This is a genomic window from Streptomyces sp. HP-A2021 (assembly GCF_022807935.1).
GTDB classification, from domain to species: domain Bacteria; phylum Actinomycetota; class Actinomycetes; order Streptomycetales; family Streptomycetaceae; genus Streptomyces; species Streptomyces afghaniensis.
In genome coordinates this window covers 4,810,533-4,831,317 of the sequence record NZ_CP094344.1, presented here as the reverse complement: position 1 = coordinate 4,831,317, position 20,785 = coordinate 4,810,533, and the positions used below count along the sequence as shown (strand labels likewise).

The following is a 20,785-nucleotide window of genomic DNA, read 5'->3' as shown; positions in this document are numbered from 1 at the left end:
CGACGGGTAGTCGGGCGACGATTCCGGGAGGGCTCGGAGCATGATCCGGGCGGGCGCCGGGCCCGGGTCCCGGGAGGCACCGGGCACGGCACCGGGTAAGCCGCCGAAAGCCGGCTGACCGGGCCGGTTGCCGTACGGCGGCCGGCCGCGCGGACGTCGGGCAGCGGGCCGTCCCGGGCGGGTGGTGTGCGCCGGCCCACCTCGCATCCGCGGCAGGGTGCCCGGAAGAGCGTCGATGGCGAAGGCCGGTGTTGAAGGAGGCGGTGGTCGTGCGGCCCAGGGACGATCCCCGAGATGCCCCCGGCGGCGATCCCGGTCCACGCCGCACCGGGGGCGGTGAGCTGGACCTGGACGGAATCCGGGCCGCCGATGTGATCGCCAGGGGCGTGCGCGGCGTCGAACCCGGAGACGTCCCGGGCCGGCTGTGCGAGGTGGCGGTCGAGCTGCTGCCGGTGATCGGCGCGAGTGTGTCGCTGCGCAGCGAGGGCATGCCCGTCCAGCTGAGCGCCAGCAGCGCCCACGCCGCGCACCTGGCGCAGCTCCAGGCGACGCTGGGCGACGGCCCCTGCCAGAGCGTGCTGGAGGAGGGGGCGCCCGTGCTGGCCTGCGATCTGACGACCGGCCGGGACGCGGGCCGCTGGCCGGTCTTCGCCCAGCAGGCGACGGAGGCCGGGGTTCGGGCGGTGTACGCGGTGCCGCTGGGCAGCGACGCGGTGTGCGTGGGCACCCTCGACCTGTACCGCGACAGCCCCGGCGGGCTCACCGACCGCCAGCTGCACGTGGCCCGGCTCGTGGCCGGCGTCATGACGGTGGCCCTGATGGCGCTGCCCCGCGAGACCGAGGCCGAACCGCGGGACGAGGAGCCCTGGCTGAGCGGGCTGGCCGCGGACCACGACAAGGTCTACCAGGCCGTCGGCATGATCATGGCGCAGCTCGGCGTCGGCGCCGACGACGCGCTCGCGCGGCTGCGGGCGGACGCCTTCGCGCGCGGCAGCACGGCCCTCGACGTGGCCCGCGACGTGATCGCCCACCGCAGGCGTTTCGACCAGTACTGAAACCCGGTACCGCGTATGGGGGCGGCCGGTCCTGAGACCCCGCAGGCACTCGTCAGATCTGTGCCCGCCCCCGCTTCGTGATCTCGGTCAGGCGCTGTGCCCCGAGTTCCGCGGTCTGCTGCGTGACCTCCTCGTGCACCTCGTCCAGGCCCGCGTGGGTGAGCGTGATCGCCTCTTCCCCGACCCGCACGGCCGCGAGGTCCATCGTGAGGTACGTCAGTTCCCCCTCCTCCGTCTCGCCGGCCAGGGTGACCCGCAGGGCCTGCCGGGCGTCCCCCACCGGCGGCAGCGGCATGTCGCTGACCTGGACGGCCTGGACGCCGCCGCGCGTGGTCGTCGCCGTGAACTCGCCGCACTTCCCGGGCAGCGACTTCAGCCAGGCCAGGGTGCGGTCGACGTCCGCCGGCGGATGGGCGGCGACCTGGTAGCGCAACTGGGCGTCGGTGTCGGCGGCATCGAACGCGGCCGTCGCCCGTGGGCCGGCCGGGACCCCGAAGAATTCCTCCGTGTAGAGGGCGTCGAGCAGCCGCTGGCAGTCACGGTCCTGCGTGGTGGCCTTGAGCAGCCCGTCCCGCCAGGTACTGGCCCCCCGCGTCGGCCCCCAGGGCTCCCCCAGATCGGCGCCGGTGATCAGCGACGCCTGGGCCTGGGCCTCGGTGAGACCGGCCCCGGAGCCCGCGGACCGCTCGCCGACGGGTGACGCGCCGGTGGCGCTCGGCGAGGCGGAGAACCACCGCGGCCGCGGCTCGTCCCGCACGGAACAGGCGGCCGTGGCCAGCAGGGCGGTCATGGACAGCGCGGAGGCGAGTAGGGCGCGGGCACCTGGGCCACGTCGGCCGGCCGGAGGATGGGGCATCGGTGGGCCTCCTGCGGGAGTTCATGGAGGTGTCTGCCGACGGGGCGGGCTCTCCAAGATCGGGTACGTGCTCTTACGGCACCACCGCGAGGAGCGGCACACCAGCGCGACGGGCTGTTCGGGTGAGGGAGGAGTACGCACGGCGGGCCTCCGTGAAAAAGCCGTGGTCCCGCGCGCCCCGCCCTTGTTACCGTCACGCCCATGAAGCGCGCCCAGCCGTTCCCGTCTCTCACGACGACGCCGGAGAATGTCCCGGCGCGCTGACAGCTGACGCAGATGTCTTCAAGCCCGGGGCGAGTGCCCCGGGGCTTCGTCGCGTGGTGCTCGCCTCAAGACCCGAGGAGACCGCCATGCACGACCACCGACGGCTCGGCCGTGACCTGAACCTCTTCGACACCGACCCGCTGATGGGCGCGGGACTGCCGTACTGGCTGCCCGACGGCGCGATCGTGCGGCACACCCTGGAGGAGTACATCCGCCAGGCGGAACAGCGGGCCGGCTACCGGCACGTGTACTCGCCCGTCCTCGGCAAACGCGAGCTGTACGAGATCTCCGGGCACTGGGACCACTACAGCGAGGACATGTTCCCGCCGATGGACCTCGGCTCGGAACAGGTCCTGCTGCGCCCGAGCCTGTGCCCGCACCACGCCCTGATCTACCGCTCCCGCTCCCACAGTTACCGCGAACTACCCCTCCGTATGGCTGAGTTGGGCGGCATGTACCGCTCGGAGCTGTCCGGCGTCCTCGGCGGTCTGACCCGGGTGCGGGCCATCACCCTCAACGACGCGCACATCTTCTGCACCCTGGAGCAGGCCGTCGAGGAGGCGCGTGCCGCGCTGGAGCTGATCGGCCGTGCCTACGCGGACCTGGGCATCCGCGCGCACCGCCACCGTCTCTCCCTGCCCGGCGAGGGCGGCAAGTACGTGGCGGACCCGGACCTGTGGCGGCGGGCCACCGCCCTGCTGCGCGAGGTCCTGGACGGCTCGGGCATCCCCTACGAGGCCGCCGAGGGCGAGGCGGCCTTCTACGGCCCGAAGATCGACGTGCAGATCGCCGACCCGGCCGGGCGGGAGGCCACCCTCTCCACCGTCCAGATCGACTTCCACCAGCCCGAATGCTTCGACCTGCACTACATCGGCGCCGACGGGGCGAAGCACCGCCCGGTCATGGTGCACCGCAGCATCATCGGCAGCGTGGAGCGTGCGGTCGCCCACCTCGTCGAGGCCCACGGCGGGGCCTTCCCGCCCTGGTTGGCCCCGGTGCAGCTGGTGGTTCTCCCGGTGGGGGACGAACAGGCGGGCCACGCCCACGAGCTCGTGGGGCGTGCCCGTGCACTCGGCCTGCGCGCCGAGGTGTCCGGCCCCGGCCAGGGCACCCTCGCCGCCCGCATCCGCGCTGCTCGACTGGTCCCGTACCAGGCGGTGACCGGCGGTCGGGAGGCCGAAGCGGACCAGGTGGCACCGCGCCTGCGGGACGGGCGACGGCTGGGGGCCCTGCCCGCCGCGGAGTTCCTGCGGGAGGTCGCGGACCGGGTGGCGGCTCGCGGCACCGAGCTGTGGGAGGCGGCGTAGGAGCGGTTCGCGGCCCCCGTCCGTCCGGGCGGGGGCCCGTCCCGTTGGGGGGTGCCGCAGGCCGTAGGGTCGCTCGTGCGGAGCCCGGTTCGAAGCCCGGTTCGAAAGCCCAGTGCGGGAACAGTGGAAGGAGCCACCGTGACGGACGGTCAGCGTATTCCGGTGATCATCGACTGCGACACCGGCGTCGACGACGCCCTCGCCCTGCTGTTCGCCGTACGGCATCCGGCGCTCGACGTGCGGGCGATCACCTGCGTGGCCGGGAACACGGACGTGGACGGCGTGGTCCGCAACACCCTGACCGTGCTGGAGGTGGCCGGTGCCGGTGACATTCCCGTCGCCCGGGGCGCCGAGCGTCCGCTGATCGAACCCGTGCGGACGGCTCGGCATGTGCACGGGCAGGACGGGATGGGTGACCTGGGGCTGCCCGCGCCGACCCGGGTGCCGGTGGACGTGGACGCGGTGACGCTGCTGCGGCGCGAGATCCTCGCCTCGCCGAGGCCGGTCACGCTGATCCCCATGGCGCCCCTGACGAACATCGCGCTGCTGCTGCGGACACACCCCGAGGTGACCCGCAACATCGAGCGGATCGTGTTCATGGGCGGCGCGGTGGCGACCGGGAACGCCACGCCGGTCGCTGAGTTCAACGTGTGGCACGACCCGGAGGCGGCGGCGGTGCTGCTCACGGCGGGGGTGCCGATCACGATGTACGGGCTGGACGTGTTCAAGCAGGTCCTGGTGCCCGCGGCCGATGTCCAGCGGCTGCGCGCGGGCACGGACCCCAGCCTCCGCCTGGCCGGCGAACTCCTCGCCCACCGCGACCCGGCCACCTCGGGAGACCCCACGCCGACGGGCGGTCTCGGCGACGCGGGCGCGGTGTGCGCGGTGGTCGATCCGGGCGGCCTGACCACCGAGCGGCTGCCGGTCGAGGTCGCCCTGGCCCCCGGGCCCGGCCGCGGCCAGACGATCGTCGACCGCCGCCCGCTCCCCGGCGAGTCCGAGATCCACGAGGGAACCCGCGCCCAGCCCCTGGTGGACGTGGCGCTGGGCGTCGACGTGCAGCGGTACGTGAAGCTGTGGCTGACGGCGGTGGAAGGGGCCTAGCACCGGTACGGCGAAAGGGCCCGGGACTGTCGGAGTCCCGGGCCCGTCAAGGTGTCAGGAACGCGTCGCGCGCTTCCTGCGGGTCATGACCACCATGGCCGCGCCGCCCGCGAGGAGCACTCCCGCGCCGATGGCGATCGGGCCCGTGCTGCTGTTGGCGCCGGTTTCCGCGAGGTCGCCGCCGCCGCCGTTCGGCTTGGGGGCCGGGGGCGTCGTCGACTCGGAGGCGGACGGGGTGGGGGTGTCCGTGTCCGTGGCCGGGGGCGACGAGGGCTCGGACGGCTCGGACGGCTCCGACGGCGCCGGGGGCGTCGTCTCGTCGGCCGGCTCCGAGGGGCTCGCGGGCGGGGTGGACGGGGGCTGCGACTCAGCCGGCGGAGGCGTGAGCTCGCACTCCTTCGTGCCGCCGTTCCAGGCCGCGATCAGCTTGTCCTTGATGACCGGGCGGTCGGGACCCTTGGGCAGCTCGCCGTGCTCGAAGCCGTCCTTCGCGTCGAGCTCGCCGTCGAACTTCGTCGCGCCCCGGTAGAGGTCGATCTGCCCGAAGCAGTCCTTGTCGGGGATGGCGATGTCGAGCGAGTCGGTGGCGCCCGGCTTGACCGTCACCGTGTCGAAGTCGACGAACACCTGCTCGCCGGAGGTCGCGAAGGTCGCGCCGTGCGCGAGGTAGGAGGCCAGGGAGGCCGTGCACGTCGTCGCGTCGCCGGCCGTGCGGACCTTGATGTGGACCTTGCCGTCCTCGGTCGGCTTCAGGTTCTGGTCGTCGACCTTCACCGAGTCGAAGAAGTTCACGCCGTCGAGCGAGAACTGGCAGCGATCGGTCCCGGTCTCCGTGCCCGCGCCGGTCCCGGGCTTGTAGGTGCCGCCGGACGACCAGCCGTCGCCGCCGGGCGTACCGGTGGCGAACGCGGTGGTGGCGGAGGCGGCGCAGAGGGCCAGGGCCGCGGCGCCCGTCCCCAGGAGGCGGCGCGCGGTGACACGTCTCGCTATGGACATGGGTATCCCGTTTCTTGGCTGTGCAGGAACCCGGGTGACGGCATGCGGGCAGCGCGCGGCGCACGGCTGCCGGGGCCGCACCGGGGGTGAGTGGTCGAAGAAACACTGGGCTCATTGGTCACATGCGCCTCAGTGCGCCCCCATCGTGGCCGGGCCGCAGCAGGCTGTCAACCTGCGGGTATGTAAAGGAAGTTACTCGACCATCACACTTCCATCACAGCAGGAATGGATCACTCCGATCAACGCGATGGTTCCTTTTTCCGGCATTCTGGACAGATTTAATGCTGTTGCCCGTATGCCCTGCAGAGGAGACCGCGTGACCGATCGCTCCACCCTCGACCTGTCGTCCCGGGATCCCGACTGGTGGCGCCAGGCCGTCGTCTACCAGGTCTATCCCCGCAGCTTCGCCGACGCCGACGGCGACGGCCTCGGCGACCTGCGCGGCATCACCCGCCGCCTCGGTCACCTCGCCGCCCTGGGCGTGGACGCCCTGTGGCTGAGCCCGTTCTACCCGTCCGAGCTGGCCGACGGCGGCTACGACGTCGCCGACCCCAGGGACGTCGACCCGCGCCTGGGCACCCTCGACGACTTCGACGCCCTGGTCGCCGAGGCCCACCGGCTCGGTCTGAAGGTCATCGTCGACATCGTGCCCAACCACTCCTCGCACCAGCACGTCTGGTTCCAGGAGGCCCTGCGCTGCGGGCCCGGCTCGGCGGCGCGCGACCGGTACGTCTTCCGCGACGGCCGCGGCGAGCACGGCGAACTCCCGCCCACCGACTGGCAGTCCGTCTTCGGCGGCAGCGCCTGGAAACGGGTGCCCGACGGCCAGTGGTACCTGCACCTGTTCGCCCCCGAGCAGCCCGACCTCAACTGGGAGAACCAGGAGGTCCGCGCCGACTACCGCACCACCCTGCGCTTCTGGTCCGACCGCGGGGTCGACGGCTTCCGGGTCGACGTCGCCCACGCCCTCGTCAAGGACCTGAGCGAACCCCTGCGCGACCTCGGCGCGCCCGAGCTGAGCCGCGAGGAGGCCCTCACCGGCATGCCGCCGGGCACGCACCCCTTCTACGACCGCGACGACGTGCACGAGATCTACCGCGACTGGCGCAAGATCCTGGACGCCTACCGCCCGCCCCGCATGGCCATCGCCGAGGCGTGGGTGCCGGGCGCCCGGCGCGCGCTGTACGCCCGCCCGGACGAACTCGGACAGGCCTTCAACTTCGAGTACCTGGAGGCCGGCTGGGACGCGGACGAGCTGCGCCACGTCATCACCGACTCGCTCGCCACCGCCCGGGCGGCCGGCGCCTCGGCCACCTGGGTGCTGTCCAACCACGACGTCGTCCGCCACGCCTCCCGCCTGATGCTCCCGCCCGGCACCGACGAGAACGCCTGGCTGCTCTCCGGCGGTCACGCCCCGGCCGTCGACGAGGCGGCCGGGCTGCGCCGGGCCCGGGCCGCCACCCTGCTGATGCTGGCGCTGCCCGGCTCCGCGTACGTCTACCAGGGCGAGGAACTCGGCCTGCCCGAGGTCGCCGACCTGCCCACCGAGGTGCTCCAGGACCCGATCTGGGAGCAGACGGGCCACGTCCGCAAGGGCCGCGACGGCTGCCGGGTGCCCCTGCCCTGGACGACGACCGGACCGTCGTACGGCTTCGGGCCGGGCGGCGCCTGGCTGCCGCAGCCGCCCGGCTTCGCCGCCTACGCCGTCGAGGCGCAGGACGGCGTCGAGGGCTCGACCCTGGAGCTGTACCGCACGGCCCTCAGGCTGCGCCGCAAGCTGCTCGACGGCGAGGAGCTGACCTGGGCGGAGGACACCCCGGACGGTGTCATCCTGTTCGACCGCTGCGAGGGCTGGCGGTGCGTGACGAACCTGTCCGGCACGGCGGTCCCGCTGCCGGCCGGCGAGGTGCTGCTGAGCAGCTCCCCACTGGAGGACGGCCGGCTCGGGCCGGACACGACGGTGTGGCTCGGGCGTTAGCCCCGGCCCCGGTGGGCGTCCGGGAGGGCGTCCACCACCCGCACGGCCCAGCAGTACGTGCCATCTGCGGGAACGCCCCGCGAGAATCGCTGGCGGAGTGCCGTCGACGTCCGCACAGGGAGCCCCGCCCGCCATGAAGAGGTCCAGGAAGACAGCAGCCGTGGCGGGGACCGTGGTCGCCGGCGTACTCGCGTTCCCCGGCCCGCCGGCGGCGGCCCGGGACGGTGAGCCGTGGGGTGCCGCGACCATCGCACCCGGCCGGGAGGGCATCCTCCGGATCACCGGCCCCGCGGGGGCGGCGCCGGGCGCCACGCTGACGCTGACGGCGCCCCGGGGCACCCGTGTGACGGCCACGCCGCTCGCCGCGCCCGGCTACCTCGGCCGGGTCGCCGCCGACGGCCGCAGCGGCACGTACACGGTCACCGGCGACGCGGCCGGCCGGTCGTGGCGGGACCGTCCGCTCCCCTTCGTGCTCGCGGTCCCCGCGGGCGCCGTGCCCGGCACGCGGCTGCGCGGCTGCGTCCTGCGGATCACCGACGCGGACGGCGTGCGGCGGGCGGCCGGCCGGTGTGCCGTGACCGTGGGCCTGGCCGGGCCGACGCTGACCCGCCCGCTCTCCGGCGTGCCGCTGGACGTCCGGCCCCGGATCGCCGGTACGGCACACCCGGGAGCCCGGGTCACCGTCCGCGACAAGGACGACCGCGAGGCCTGCGCGACCACCGCCGCCCCCGACGGCACCTGGGCCTGCACCCCGGGCACGGCGCTCCGGGCGGGCGTCAACCGGCTCCAGGCGGTCGCCACGCTGAACGGGGTGAGCGCCATGAGCGAGCAGATCGACATCTCGGTGGCGGACGACGGCTCCGGTCAGTAGCGCACGGCCCGGGCCACCTCGGCCCGGACCTCGCCGGACAGATCGTGGGTGCTGCGGGCGGTGGCCGTGGCGGAGTCGCCCGCCTGCACGTGTTCCACCGTGACGATGACCGTGTCGGTCAGCCGGCCCCCGGCGTCGGTGAAGTCGACCTGGACGGCGAAGGACCGTTCCGAGTCGTCGGTGTTGGTGACGGTGACCTCGGCCCGGGCCCGGCCGTCGGCGCCGACGGTGGGCGAGCCGGCCTTCACGTCGCCCTTGGCGTCGATGCCGCCCCGGATGTCGTCGAGGCGGCGTCCGGCCTCCGCCGTGGCCGACTCCAGCGCCTCGGAGGCTTGTGAGGCGAACGACCCGACCGCCGACTCCGCCTCGCGGGCGGCGTCCCCCGGGCTGTCGCCGTTGCAGCCGGTGAGCACGGCGGCCAGGGCGAGCGGCAGCGCCGCCCCGCCCGTCGCCCAGCGTCCGCGTCCCATGGCCTCACGTGTGGCCGAGGCCGCCGCCGCCGAAGGAGCCGCTGGACCCGGGCAGCCAGCGGCGGGGTTTCTGGTCCTTGCCCGTCCTGGTGCTCGAGTGGTGCAGCTCATGGGGCAGGAGCCGCTCGCCGTCGCGCGTCACGACCGGCATCTCGTCGGGCTCCCGCATCTCCCGCATCTCATGGACCGGCCCGCCGTCCGGAAGGTGCGGCTGCTCCTCGGGGCTGGGGTGGTGCGTGTCCTTGTCCATGACGCGCATCCCGACCAGCACCGCCCAGATCAGCGCCAGGGCGATGATCGCCCCGCCGACGAAGGCGATGGTCACGGCGACCGCGTGATCTGACGACGCCGCCAGCACTTCATACGTTGCCGTAGTCATGCTCCGATTATCGCCGACGTAATGCGATAAAGCGCCCGCAATGTCCGACCCTCGGCATCCACGCCTGCGCATCCACGCCTGAGCGTCCGCCCCGGGCGTGCGGGCAACCTCTGCGGGGTCTGCGACGACCTGACGGTGATACCCCGTCCCCCACACGAGGGAGATCACCATGCGCAGACACCTCGCACGGCTGCTCACCGTGCTCGCCGTCCTGGCGGCGGCGTTCGCCACCCCCGGCACGGCGAGCGGCAAGGCGCAGGCCGCCGACGAGTGGAACCCGCCCGCGAACCTCGTCCAGCCCCTGAACGAGGTGTGGAACCACGTCGAGTCGACCTACGGCAACCTGTACGGCTTCCGCAACTACGGCTGGGACCAGGTCTTGGCCAACCGCGGCAGCGTCAACTACTGCGTCCGCTGGGAATCCGACGCCCCCGTCAGCGCCGCCCTGCGCGACCGGATCCACGCCGCGCTGAAGAAGCAGTTCGGCAAGTGGATGACGGCCATGACCGAGAACGGCAAGGGGCACAACGCCTGGCCGTACACCACCGTCCCCGTCAACATCGTCGGCTGGGCGGTGAAGAACCGCTCCACCCTCCAGTGGACCGACAACTCCGTCGACATCTACACCGGCATCCTCGACAGCGGCGGCGCCCCGCAGTGCGCCCCGGACTGCGGCCGCTTCTTCCACCAGGACGGCGACTACTCGAAGTGCCCGGGCGGTGCCGCCCGCCACTACGACCAGTCGCTGTGGCTGACCAAGGGCTTCGGCGGCGGCGCGGGCGGTGACTGGGGCCAGCGCATGGGCCAGGAATACTTCACCGGCGCCCTGAACCAGGAGAACATCCACATCTACCTGCACGAGGTCGGCCACACCTTCGGCCTCGACGACTTCTACGACTGGTCGCCGACCGGCCAGTGCTGCTTCCTGATGAAGGCGGGCAGCGCCACGCAGATCACCGAGTTCGACAAGTGGATGCTGCGTGACTTCTGGCGCCACATGAAGAGCCGCTACGGCCTCTGAACGGCAGCGGGCGGGTGCGGGCGGACCCGGCTCCCGTGCCGCTCTCCGGCGTACGGTGGAAGAACCGGGGGTATTCCGCAACCGGTGACCGGCGGTCTCCCGGCCATGCCCCCCGTTCGCAGCAGGAGTCCCGATGACGTCCGCCTCCTCGCCCTCTCCGCCCTTCCCGGCCCCCTCCGAGGTCCGGCTGAGGCTCGCGGCCCAGCCCCGCCTCGGCCGCACGGCCCGCCGTATCGACGGGGCGTGGTGGCCCCGGTCGTACGACCTGGCCGCGGAGCTGCCCGGGCTGCTGGCCGTGCTGCCGGGCGCCTGGGGCCGGGTCAGCAGCGTCCTGGTCCACGGGGACACCTGGCTGCCCTGTCCGGAGCGGCTGGACGTCGCCGGCCGGGAGGTCCACGTGGGCCGCAGGGAGTCGCCGGCCACGCCGGACACGGTCTGCCTGCTCACGCCCGGCCGGGGCCGCTGGGACCTGCTGGTGGTGCCGCCCGCGACCACGGAGGCGGAGGCGGTCGCGCTCATGGAACAGGCCGTCACCCAGGACGACTGACGCCCTGAGCTAGTGCGCGAGCAGCACCAGGACCAGGGCGATCAGCGCCGGGACGGTCTGCACGAAGAGGATCTTGCGGCTGGCGGTGGCCGCGCCGTACGCCCCCGCGATCGCCACACACACCAGGAAGAACACCGAGACCTGGAAGCCCACCGGGTCGGACGCCACCGCGCCCCAGAGCAGTCCGGCGGCGAGGAAGCCGTTGTAGAGGCCCTGGTTGGCGGCCAGGGCCTTCGTGCCCTCCGCGAACTCGGCGCTGGTGCCGAAGGCGGCGCGGGCCCGAGGAGTGGTCCACAGGAACATCTCCAGCACCAGGATGTAGGCGTGGAGGGCGGCGAGAGCCAGCACAGCGAGGGTGGCGAGGGTCGACATGCGCCGCATCATCGCAGGCACGCCCGGCCTGTCCTCGCCCGGCCGTCCTCGTTCGGGCCCGCCCGGGAGGCGGAGCGGGGCGCCGGGTGGCAGATTGCGGGCAGTGGAAGGCCGGTCCGGGCCGTCGCGTCCCCGCGTGTGCCGCTCGGGAGCCCGGCCCGGCCTTCCCGCTCGCCGGTGTCGTCCGGTGGGGGTGTGGTCAGTACCCGATCCGGAACGTCGCGCCCGCACGGTCCATGGCCGTGCCGCGTTCGAAATTCCGAACGCAGTTCGGTAGGGCGGACGGGTGAACTCCGGTTCCGGGTCCGCCGTTCGGCCGAGGGAGGGCGTGCAGGGCCGTGAACGGTGGCCGTTCGGCCGAGGTGGCCGGGCCTGTCCGGGCGGGAGATTGAGGGCCGGTCCTCGACTCCGTGACAGCGCAGAGGGCCCGTCCCTCCGCACGGTCACAGGAGTACGGCCATGGCCCTTCAGTTCCAGCCCGCCCCGAGCGCGCTCCGCCACCGGGACGGTCTGCGGCGCACCCCGCGCGGAGCGCGCTGGGACGGCCTCTACTGGGCCGGATCGGCGGTGTTCGCGCTCGCCCTGGCCGCCATGACGACGCTGCCCGCCCACCGGGTGTGGGGCGTGTGCGCGGCCGTCGGCTACGCGGTGGCCGCCGTCCTGGCCGGCCGCAGCGCCTGCGCCTGGGGCCGGTCGAGCGCGCTCGCGGCGGTCGCGGGCTCGGTGCTGCTGCCGCTGGCCGTGCTGATGGTGCTGGGCACGGCCCAGCCGGAGGTCGGCGTCGTCGAGCACTCCGGCGACCTGCTGCTCGCCACGGGCAGCCCCTACGCCCCGCACCCGTCGCTCGTGGACGACTTCAACCCGTACCTGCCGGGCATGGCCCTGCTCGGCCTCCCCCACGCCCTGCTGGGCGACACCCCGCCCACGGACGCCCGGCTGTGGTTCGCGACGGTGTTCCTCGGCGCACTGGCCTTGGCGGCCCGGCCCGGGGCCGACCGGCTGCAGGCCGCGCGTCGGAGGTCCGGCCCCCGTACCGGCGTAGGTGCGACCCCTCCCAACCCCGCCCTGCTGCTGGCCAGTTGCCCGGCCGTCGCTCTCGCCCTGGCGGTGGGCGGGGTCGATCTGCCGGTGATCGGGCTGATGTGTCTGGGGCTGGCTCTGGCGGGGCGGCGCGGGGGTGCCGTCGGCGCGGGCGCGGCGATGGGGGCAGCGGCGGCACTGAAGTGGACCGCCTGGCCGCTGCTCCCGGTCGGGCTGGTGCTGCTCGCGGTGACGGCGGGGCGCCGGGCCGCCGTACGCGCCGTGGTGACGGCTATGGCGGTGGCCGCAGCCGGCGTCGTGCCGTTCGCCCTCGTCGATCCGCACGCGTTCGTCGAGCACGTGGTGCTGTTCCCGCTCGGCGCGGCCGGCGCCGGATCGCCCGCGACCAGCCCGCTCCCCGGCCATCTGCTCGCCACCCATGTGCCCGGGGGACGCGCCGTCGCGGTCGCGGCGCTGGCGGCGACGGCCGTCGGGATGGCGGTCTGGCTCCTGGCCCGCCCGCCGCGCACGGTCGTCGCCGCCGCGGACCGCGTGGCGCTCGGACTGACCCTGGCCATGTGCCTGATGCCCGCCACACGCTTCGGCTATCTCGTCTACCCGCTGGTGCTGGCCGGGTGGTTCCGCCGCGACGACCTCCGTGCGGCCCGAACGCCCTGACGGCCGACTCGCACGTGAAGTCCCCCGGAATCAAGGGCAGTTGTGGTCATTTCTGCCATCGACCGGCCGATAAACGATCATCCCGTGGGTGGATGTAAGGCGCATCCGCTTCCCGTGACGATGACCCCGACCTTTTCGAACACCGAGGAAGGGGAAGGCCGTTGCGTATCGCCCGGCTTCTCGGAACCGTCCTGGGCACCACGTTGCTGACGACCACCGCCGTACTGACCGCACCCGCTCACGCCGGCCCGGCCGCGCCGCCCGCAGGGTCCGTGGACCGCACGTCCCTCGACAGAGCCGCTCTGCGCGACTCGCTGGACGCCATCCACGAGGCGGGCATGTACGGCGTCTTCTCGTCCGTCAGAGACGGCGGCGAGCGGTGGACCGGAGCCTCCGGCGTCGCCGACGTGGAGACCGGCCGCCCCGTCACCCCGGGCATGCGACACCGCGTGGGCAGCATCAGCAAGACCTTCACCTCCGTCGCCCTGCTCCAGCAGGTGGAGCGCGGCCGCCTCCGGCTCGACGCGCCCATCGGCGACTACCTCCCCGACCTCATACCCGGGGAGCGCGGCCGGCAGATCACCGTCCGCATGCTCCTGAACCACACCAGCCATATCGGCGACTACATCGCGGGCGCCTTCCCCTCCCTCGTCGAGGGTTCGACCGCCAGCCTCGACGAGGAGCGCTTCCGCTCCATCCGCCCCGGGGAACTGGTCCGGCTGGGCCTCGCCGCCCCCGCCACCGGACGCCCGGGCGAGCTGCCCGGCTCGTACTCCAACACCAACTACGTCATCGCCGGGCTGCTCCTGCAGAAGGTCACCGGCCAGGACGCCGAGAAGTACATCACCCGCAAGGTCATCGACCGGGCCGGGCTGCGCCACACGTCCTTCCCGCGCACCCCGTACATCAAGGGCCCGCACCCGCGGATGTACGAGTCGTTCTACGGCCTGATCGACCCGCCGCGCGACTACAGCGTCTACGACATGTCCTGGGCGTACACCGCGGGCGCGGTCGTCTCCACCACCGACGACCTGAACCGCTTCTACCGCGCCCTGCTCGGCGGGAAGCTGATCGGCAAGGCCGCCCTGGACGAGATGACGCGCACGGTCCCGGTGAGCGGCCTCGACTACGGCCTCGGCATCTACGCGCTGGAGATGCCGTGCGGCCGCTTCTGGGGCCACGACGGCGCGGTGTTCGGCGCCGGCACGACCGCGCTGTCCAGCCGGGACGGCAAGCGCCAGGTGGCTCTCGCGCAGAACCTGATGAAGTACCAGAGGGTCGACGAGAACGGCGACATCGAGCCGCACGCGATCGACAACGCCCTCTACGCGTACGTCGTCCGCGCCCTCTGCCCGGCCGACTCCGGGTCCGCTGCCGGGTCCGCTCCCGGGGCCGGTCTCGTGAGCCCGGAAGACGCTCGTGGCGGGCTCAGCAAGCGGTTGCCCGGAATCGACCATTCTCAGTTGACCAGCAGCCTCAAGTTTGGTCAGCTGTCCCACTGATCGTGTTCGATTCTGATCGAGCGTTTCATGGCTCCCTGGGGGGGAGCTTGTGACAAGTTGGGGAGTTTCCTTGATGCATCGCGATTCCGTCGTGCTGCGCCGCGCCAGATTCCGGCGCGGCGCGGCGGCCCTGGGCTTCGTGGCGTTGACCGCCGGTACCGCCCTGACGGGCGCGCCGGCCGCCACGGCCGCCGGCAGCGCGGTCCTCGCCGGGAAGACCTGCACGCCGACGGAGGGCTTCTCCGGCTGCCGGCTGTTCGATCCGACCGGCGCCCGCGAGGAGTTCCAGGTCCCGGCCGGCGTCACGGCGCTGGACGTGCGGGCCTGGGGTCAGGGCGGCGAGGGCACCCCCTTCGCCAACGGCGGCGCGGGCGGCTACACCGCGGGCACGCTCAGCGTCACGCCCGGGGAGCGGCTGACCCTCGCGGTCGGCGTCCAGCGCTTCGGTGACGCGCTCGGCGGCGCGGGCGGCGACAAGTACGGCGCCGTCGGCGGCAACAGCAGCGGCGTCCGCACCAGCGACGGCAAGCCGCTGCTCATCGCCGCCGGCGGTGGCGGCGGTGGCTACGGCAGCATGGATGCCGGCCAGGGCGGCCCCGGTGGCGGTGAGCGCGGTCAGGACGACACCGAGTCCGAGCGAGGCGGCAAGGGCGCGGCCGGTGCCACCGGCGGCGCGGGCGGCGGCAACGGCTCCTCCGGCGCCGACGCGTCCGGGGGCGGCAAGGGCGGTGCGGGCGGCTCCGGTTCGGGCGGCGCGGGCGGAGGCGGCGGTGCCGGCTATGCGGGCGGCGGCGGTGGCGGCGGCACGGACGACGACCGGGGCGCGGTCGGCAGCGGTGCGGGCGGCAGCAGCTACGTCGACGCGGACCGGGTGACCGGCGCGCGGCTGCTCAGCGGCAACCGCACGGTGGCCCCGGCCAGGACGGACCCCTTCTGGCAGGCCTCCGACGAGCCGGTGCGCGGCGGCATCGCCGAGGGCGGCGTCAACACCGACCGCTCCGGCAACGGGCGCATCGTGTTCCAGTGGAAGACCCCCGCGATCGCGGAGCTGACCCAGGTCTCCGGAGCCGGCCAGACCACCCAGCCGGGCGGCGGCGCGGACCCGGTGGCCGTGGTGGTCCGGGACAAGGCGGGCAACCCGGTCGAGAACGCCTCCGTCACCTTCACGGTCGAGGACCCGGACAAGCTCGGCGCCTTCTTCTTCATCAAGGACGGCGCCGACACCACCAAGCTGGCCGTGCCGACCGACGCGCGGGGCCGCGCCCAGTCCGCGCCGCTCGAGACGGGCATCGGCAAGGAGGGCGAGTTCGTCGTCCGCGCCGAAGCCGGGGGCGCCTCCACGGTGTTCACCGTGAAGGTGAAGAAGTCGGCCTACACCGTGAGCGTCGCGGGCGGCGACGACCAGCGCGCCGAACAGGGCAAGGCCTTCGAGAAGGCCCTGCAGGCCCGTGTGGTCAAGTCGGGTGCAACGGCGCCGGCCGGTACGGAGGTCGAGTTCCGGGTCGAGGACGACAGCGACGACGCCCCCCGCTTCGAGGACGGCGAGCAGGTCGTCCGCGTCAAGACCGACGACTCGGGCAAGGCCACGGCCCCGACCCTGACCGCCGGTGAGGGCACGGGCACGTACACGGTCGCCGCGTCGGTCGGTGACGCCATGACCCAGTTCGCGGTCGAGGTCGTCGCCGGCGACGCGTCGGCCTCGCCGTCCCCGAGCCCCTCGGCGGATCCGACCGCCTCGGCCGACCCGAGCCCGTCGCCCAGCGCGAGCTCGTCCGGCACGTCCGGTACGACCGGCGGCACCGGGTCCTCGACCACGGGCGGCACGTCGACCGACCTCGACAGCGGCAGCCTCGCCTCGACCGGCGCCGGCGGCATCGGCATCCTCCTCGCGGCAGCGGCGGCCCTGGCCACGGCGGGCTTCGTGGCGTTCCGCTTCGGCCCGCGCCTGAAGCTCCGCTCGCGCGACGACGTGTGACAGCACCTCACCGCGACTGGCCCGCACCCGATCACCGGGTGCGGGCCAGTCGCCGTTTCGGCGGCCGGAGAAGCAGACGGTGAGAGAGGGGCGGGTTTTGCGGAACCTTTGCCAGGGGGTCGGGCGTTGGTCCAGTGAGCGCGCGGGAGCGGGTTCGCGAGATGACTTCCGACGATTACCGAGGTGACTCAATGGCAGTCTGGGACCGGCTCAAGGACCAGGCCAAGGCTCTCCAGCAGAATCAGGGCGGGCGTGGCGCCACCGCCGGCCACAGCGGCGGGCACGGCGGCGGGACGCGGTCCGGCGGCGGCAGCAAGGCCCAGCTGATCGGTGTGCTGAAGACGCAGCTCGGCTCGCTGAAGACCGAGCTGAAGAGCGGTGCGTACCGGGACGCGAGCATGGCGATGTGCGCGCTGGTCGCCGCCGCCGACGGGCAGGTGGACCCGGCCGAGCGGCAGCAGGTCGAGTCGATGATCCTCAGCAACGACGTGCTGCAGAACTTCCCGCCGGAGCAGCTGCGGCAGCGTTTCAACAAGCATGTGGACCAGCTGACGATGAACTTCCAGCACGGCAAGGCCGAGGCCATGCAGGAGATCGCCAAGACCGCCAAGAAGCCCACCGAGGCCAGGGCCGTGATCCAGACCGGCATGGTCATCGCCGGTGCCGACGGTCACTTCTCCCAGGCCGAGGCGCAGGTCCTGCGCGAGGCCTGCGCGGCGCTGGGGCTGTCTCCGGCGGAGTTCCAGCTCTGACGTCCGGCTCGCAAGCACAGCTCTGAAGCCCAGTTCTGATCAGCGGCCCGGCTCGGTCCCCCGCGGGCCCGCCTGGGGAGCGCGCAGCGCGTCCACGGCCAGGCGGGCCGCCGTGCCGATGACCGCGTCGGCGGCGGGCTGGAGGGCGGAAGTGCGGGCCGTGCGCGTGAAGACGGCGACGGCGTAGCGGCCCCCGTCGGGGTACTCGACGACGCCGACCTCGTTGCGCACGGTCGGCAGGCTGCCCGTCTTGCCCGCCACATGGACGTCGTCGAAGGGGAAGCCGGACGCCAGCCGGTGCGGCCACACCTGGAGCCCGAGGATCCGGCGGATGGCCGCGCCGTGCTCGGGTATGCACGCCTCGTCCCGCCAGACGGCGGCGAGCAGCCGTGTCATGTCGCGCGGGGTGCTGTGGTTGGTGCGGGCCGGGTCGAGCGCCCGCAGCCGGGCGACGACGTGCGGGTCGGCCAGCGACCGCGCGCCGCCGGGACCGGCGTCCTCCTTGATGGTGGCGAGGAGCTCGCCGAAGGTGTGGACGGCGTACGTGCGGGTGAGGCCGAGGCGGGCCGTGGTGCGGTTGACGGCGTCGAGACCGACGCGTGCCAGCAGCAGGTCGGCGGCGGCGTTGTCGCTGACGGACATCATCAGATAGGCGAGGTCGCGCAGCGACAGGCGGGCGCCGTCGAGCATGGCGGCGAGCCCCGTCGGGCCGGTGGTGCGGCTCTCCGGCGGGCACTCGACCTGCTCGGTGAGGTCCAGCAGCCCCGCAGCGGCCTGCTCGTGGAGCGTGACGAGCAGACACAGCTTGTGGACGCTGGCGGTGCAGACCGGCTGGTCCGCCCCGGCGTCGAGCTGCGCGCCGCTGTCGATGTCGAGGGCGTGCAGCCGGCCGGTGACCCCGGCGTCGGCGAAGGCCGCGTGGATGCGGTCGAGGGCGTCGGTCACAGCCAGTACTCCGATGCCGGGCGCAGGTGCAGCGGGCGGGAGGGCAGGTCGGGGGCCGCACCGGCGGTGCTGCGCAGCGCGTGCGCGGCGGCCTCGGCGAACGCGGACACGGCGGCGTCCCCGCGCCCCGCGGGCCAGGCCACGGAGTGCCGCAGGGCCAGCGGTGCGCCGGTGAGGGGCCGCCATACGACGCCCCGTTCCGGGGCCGCGTCCTCTTGCGCGAGCCCGTGCGTGTCCCGCGGGCTGAGCGCCACCGCCTCGGTCGACAGCACCAGCCCGCGCACGAAGCTGGCGCCCTGGGCGTGGCGTACGGCGGGCGGGGTGTAGCCGTTGCGGGCGCACGTGGTCAGGAGGTCGTCGTAGACGGCCGGGGCGCCGGCGCGGGGGAAGAGGATCAGGTCACGGCCGGTGAGGGAGGCGAGCGGCACCTCATCGAGCCCGGCCGCCGCTCGGCGGGGCAGCAGCACCCCCAGCTCGCGCCGCAGCACCGGGCCCAGCTCCAGCCCGGAGACGTCACACGGGTGGTGGATGAGCCCGACGTCCAGTTCGTGCGCGGCGAACCGCTCCAGTTGCTGGGCGGTGGACAGCTCGTGCAGCTCCAGCTCCAGGCCGCTCGTGCCCGCGCCGGTGAAGCCCGCCAGCAGCGCGGCGACGGTCTCCCCGGAGAGGTCCGGCGGCAGCGCGGCACGCAGCAGGCCGGTCTCGCCGTCCCGGATGCGGCGCGCGGTGGCCATGAACGCCTCGGAGCGGGCGAGCACCTCCCGGGCCTCCGCCAGCAGCAGCGCCCCGGGCTCGGTGAGGGCCACCTGCCGGCTGGTGCGTTCGAAGAGCCGGACGCCCAGGTGCCGCTCCAGGCGCTGGATGCGCTGCGAGAGCGGCGGCTGCGCCATGCCCAGACGAGCCGCGGCACGGCCGAAGTGTGACTCTTCTGCAACAGCCACGAAGCACTCCAAGTGCCGCACCAGGTCCACGAGCAGGAAGCATATCCGTTCGATATCGGTCCGAGATCGATACCGGACTTGGACAAGGTGCCCGGCCCGCTGCTGTTCTCGGTGCATGGATCACCACGACCACTCCAGCGTCATCACCGGGGGCCGCAGGCCGCGCCGGACGGCCGTGCGGGCCGTCACCGCGGGCGCGGTGGTGCTGGCCGTCGCCGCGGGCGGGGCGTACGCGGCCGGTCTCGGCCCCTTCGAGCGGGACACCGGGCCCGACCCCGCGGCCGCGGAACAGGCCCGCGCCTTCCTCGCCGACTGGGCCGCCGGCCGGCTGCCGAGCGCGGCCGGCCGTACGACCAGCCCCGGCACGGCACAGCGGGTGCTGGACAGCTTCACCGCCGGCCTCGACATCAGCGGACCGAAGCTCACGGCCGAGCCGGCGGCCGAGGCCGAGGACGGCACGGTCACCGTCCCGTTCACCGCCCGGATGCCCGTCGAGGGCCTGGGCACCTGGACCTACGAGTCGAAGCTGCCGCTGCGCGAGCAGAGCGACGGCAGCTGGAAGGTGGACTGGACGCTGTCCGTCGTCCACCCGCGCCTGAGCGACACCGAGAAGTTCCGCCTCGAACGCGAGGAGACCGAGCCCCCCGAGGTCACCGACCGGGAGGGCACAACCCTGTCGGGTGCGAAGTTCCCCTCCCTCGGGCCGGTCATGGCGCAGCTCGGCGGAGGCGGCGGGGGCACCGGCCCGCGCGGGGCGATCCACCTGGTCGACCGGGCCACCGGGAAGGTCGAGCGCACGGAGGCCAGGTTCGGCGCGCGGACGGTTCGCGAGGAGGGCCCGGTCCGCACGACCCTCGACGCCGGCTGGCAGGCCGCCGCCGAGAAGGCCCTGGCCGCCCACGCCGACGGCAAGAACGCCGCGCTCGTCGCCCTGCGCATCGACGACGGCGAGATCCTGGCCGTGGCGAACTCCCCGTCCTCCGGCTTCAACCGCGCGCTGTCCGGCACCTACGCGCCCGGCTCCACCTGGAAGATCGTCACCACCAGCGCCCTGCTGCTCAAGGACGCCGTCGCACCGGACGACGTGGTGGACTGCCCCAAGTACCTCACGGTGGGGAAGCGGTTCCAGAACGTGGAGCTGTCCGAGCACCCGGGCGCCACGTTCCGCAAGGACTTCACCGAGTCGTGCAACACCGCGTTCATCAGCCTGCGCGACCGGCTCAACGACGGGGAGCTCGGCGAGGTGGCCCGCGAGTACTTCGGCGTCGGGCAGGAGTGGCACGTCGGGGCGCCCTCGTACGACGGCTCCGTGCCGGTGCCGAAGGACGAGACGGAGAAGGCCGCCTCGATGATCGGGCAGGGCCGGGTGCAGGCCAACCCGCTGATCATGGCGTCCGTCACCGCGACGGCCGTCTCCGGCACCTTCCACCAGCCCTCGCTCACCGAGGGGAACGAGGACACGACCCGCACGACCCCGCTGCCGCGGGGCGTCGTCGCGCAGCTGCGCGAGATGCTGCGCGCCACCGTCACCGGCGGCACCGCGCGCGTCCTGTCCGACCTGCCCGGCGAGATCGGCGCCAAGACGGGCACCGCCGAGGTCTCCGACGACCAGGACAACAACGGCTGGCTCGTCGCGCACCGCGGCAACATCGCCGTCGCCTGCGTCGTCGAGGAGGGCGTCACCGGCGGCGGCTCCGCCGGGCCGGTCGTCCGCGCTCTGCTGGCCGCCGCCCCAGCCGACTCCGAGTGAGC

Annotated in this window: 19 protein-coding genes; 12 read left to right on the top strand and 7 right to left on the bottom strand. The window is 73.7% G+C overall.

Going from position 1 to position 20,785, the window contains the following annotated elements:
- Positions 1 to 263 precede the first annotated feature (263 nt).
- Positions 264 to 1,055, top strand: coding sequence for a GAF and ANTAR domain-containing protein (locus tag MQE23_RS21735; protein WP_037674357.1), 792 nt, complete (start codon positions 264 to 266; stop codon positions 1,053 to 1,055).
- Between the two features lie 52 nt (positions 1,056 to 1,107).
- Here the strand turns inward: MQE23_RS21735 and MQE23_RS21730 are convergent, their stop codons facing one another.
- Positions 1,108 to 1,911 (bottom strand): hypothetical protein, encoded by an 804-nt coding sequence (locus MQE23_RS21730; protein ID WP_037674359.1) that lies wholly within the window; start codon positions 1,909 to 1,911, stop codon positions 1,108 to 1,110.
- A 23-nt stretch (positions 1,912 to 1,934) separates the two neighbouring features.
- On the opposite strand from MQE23_RS21730, the gene thrS reads away from it, so the two are divergent.
- Both thrS and MQE23_RS21720 read left to right on the top strand, forming a co-directional pair.
- On the top strand, positions 1,935 to 3,482 hold the full coding sequence (gene thrS, locus MQE23_RS21725; RefSeq protein WP_347710166.1) for a threonine--tRNA ligase: 1,548 nt from the start codon (positions 1,935 to 1,937) through the stop codon (positions 3,480 to 3,482).
- Positions 3,483 to 3,620: 138 nt separating this feature from the next.
- The gene (locus MQE23_RS21720) at positions 3,621 to 4,586 is read left to right on the top strand and encodes a nucleoside hydrolase (protein WP_037674364.1); all 966 of its coding nucleotides are present in this window, start codon (positions 3,621 to 3,623) and stop codon (positions 4,584 to 4,586) included.
- Between the two features lie 54 nt (positions 4,587 to 4,640).
- Here the strand turns inward: MQE23_RS21720 and MQE23_RS21715 are convergent, their stop codons facing one another.
- A complete protein-coding gene (locus MQE23_RS21715; protein WP_243379963.1) occupies positions 4,641 to 5,582 on the bottom strand; it encodes an LAETG motif-containing sortase-dependent surface protein in 942 nt (313 codons plus the stop codon).
- 316 nt (positions 5,583 to 5,898) lie between these two features.
- Here MQE23_RS21715 and MQE23_RS21710 point away from each other — a divergent pair, with 316 nt between their 5' ends.
- Together MQE23_RS21710 and MQE23_RS21705 are read left to right on the top strand one after the other, a co-directional pair.
- Positions 5,899 to 7,560 (top strand): glycoside hydrolase family 13 protein, encoded by a 1,662-nt coding sequence (locus MQE23_RS21710; RefSeq protein WP_020277596.1) that lies wholly within the window; start codon positions 5,899 to 5,901, stop codon positions 7,558 to 7,560.
- A 133-nt stretch (positions 7,561 to 7,693) separates the two neighbouring features.
- Complete coding sequence (locus MQE23_RS21705; RefSeq protein WP_243379962.1) at positions 7,694 to 8,431, top strand: carboxypeptidase regulatory-like domain-containing protein; 738 nt, start codon at positions 7,694 to 7,696, stop codon at positions 8,429 to 8,431.
- Here the strand turns inward: MQE23_RS21705 and MQE23_RS21700 are convergent.
- On the bottom strand, positions 8,425 to 8,901 hold the full coding sequence (locus tag MQE23_RS21700; RefSeq protein WP_243379961.1) for a hypothetical protein: 477 nt from the start codon (positions 8,899 to 8,901) through the stop codon (positions 8,425 to 8,427). The two genes, MQE23_RS21705 and MQE23_RS21700, sit on opposite strands and share 7 nt — an antisense overlap.
- A 4-nt stretch (positions 8,902 to 8,905) precedes the next feature.
- Positions 8,906 to 9,280, bottom strand: a complete 375-nt coding sequence (locus tag MQE23_RS21695; protein ID WP_037674367.1) for a DUF6479 family protein — start codon at positions 9,278 to 9,280, stop codon at positions 8,906 to 8,908.
- Between the two features lie 169 nt (positions 9,281 to 9,449).
- Between MQE23_RS21695 and MQE23_RS21690 the strand changes: the two genes are divergently transcribed.
- Together MQE23_RS21690 and MQE23_RS21685 are read left to right on the top strand one after the other, a co-directional pair.
- Positions 9,450 to 10,301, top strand: coding sequence for a hypothetical protein (locus tag MQE23_RS21690; protein WP_243379960.1), 852 nt, complete (start codon positions 9,450 to 9,452; stop codon positions 10,299 to 10,301).
- A 133-nt stretch (positions 10,302 to 10,434) separates the two neighbouring features.
- Entirely contained in the window at positions 10,435 to 10,848 is a 414-nt protein-coding gene (locus MQE23_RS21685; protein ID WP_243379959.1) for a DUF5994 family protein, read from the top strand.
- A 9-nt stretch (positions 10,849 to 10,857) separates the two neighbouring features.
- On the opposite strand, the gene MQE23_RS21680 is transcribed toward MQE23_RS21685, so the two are convergent.
- A complete protein-coding gene (locus MQE23_RS21680) occupies positions 10,858 to 11,220 on the bottom strand; it encodes a DUF1304 domain-containing protein (RefSeq protein WP_037666690.1) in 363 nt (120 codons plus the stop codon).
- A 459-nt stretch (positions 11,221 to 11,679) separates the two neighbouring features.
- On the opposite strand from MQE23_RS21680, the gene MQE23_RS21675 reads away from it, so the two are divergent.
- The 4 genes from MQE23_RS21675 to MQE23_RS21660 all read left to right on the top strand — a co-directional run bounded on the left by MQE23_RS21675 (position 11,680) and on the right by MQE23_RS21660 (position 17,147).
- Positions 11,680 to 12,918 carry a glycosyltransferase 87 family protein gene (locus MQE23_RS21675; protein ID WP_347710141.1) on the top strand — a complete coding sequence of 413 codons (1,239 nt, stop codon included), beginning with the start codon at positions 11,680 to 11,682 and terminating at the stop codon, positions 12,916 to 12,918.
- A gap of 161 nt (positions 12,919 to 13,079) precedes the next feature.
- A complete protein-coding gene (locus MQE23_RS21670; protein ID WP_020269470.1) occupies positions 13,080 to 14,420 on the top strand; it encodes a serine hydrolase domain-containing protein in 1,341 nt (446 codons plus the stop codon).
- A gap of 73 nt (positions 14,421 to 14,493) precedes the next feature.
- Positions 14,494 to 16,395: a glycine-rich protein gene (locus MQE23_RS21665; RefSeq protein ID WP_243379958.1), complete on the top strand. Its 1,902-nt coding sequence runs from the start codon at positions 14,494 to 14,496 to the stop codon at positions 16,393 to 16,395.
- Positions 16,396 to 16,586: 191 nt separating this feature from the next.
- A complete protein-coding gene (locus MQE23_RS21660; RefSeq protein ID WP_020269828.1) occupies positions 16,587 to 17,147 on the top strand; it encodes a TerB family tellurite resistance protein in 561 nt (186 codons plus the stop codon).
- Between the two features lie 39 nt (positions 17,148 to 17,186).
- Here the strand turns inward: MQE23_RS21660 and MQE23_RS21655 are convergent, their stop codons facing one another.
- Together MQE23_RS21655 and MQE23_RS21650 are read right to left on the bottom strand one after the other, a co-directional pair.
- Positions 17,187 to 18,092 carry a serine hydrolase gene (locus MQE23_RS21655; protein WP_020269829.1) on the bottom strand — a complete coding sequence of 302 codons (906 nt, stop codon included), beginning with the start codon at positions 18,090 to 18,092 and terminating at the stop codon, positions 17,187 to 17,189.
- Positions 18,089 to 19,063 carry a LysR substrate-binding domain-containing protein gene (locus MQE23_RS21650; protein WP_243379956.1) on the bottom strand — a complete coding sequence of 325 codons (975 nt, stop codon included), beginning with the start codon at positions 19,061 to 19,063 and terminating at the stop codon, positions 18,089 to 18,091. Before MQE23_RS21650 ends, MQE23_RS21655 begins: the two co-directional genes overlap by 4 nt.
- Before the next feature lie 85 nt (positions 19,064 to 19,148).
- Here MQE23_RS21650 and MQE23_RS21645 point away from each other — a divergent pair, with 85 nt between their 5' ends.
- On the top strand, positions 19,149 to 20,783 hold the full coding sequence (locus tag MQE23_RS21645) for a penicillin-binding transpeptidase domain-containing protein (RefSeq protein WP_243379954.1): 1,635 nt from the start codon (positions 19,149 to 19,151) through the stop codon (positions 20,781 to 20,783).
- The last annotated feature ends 2 nt before the right edge of the window (positions 20,784 to 20,785 follow it).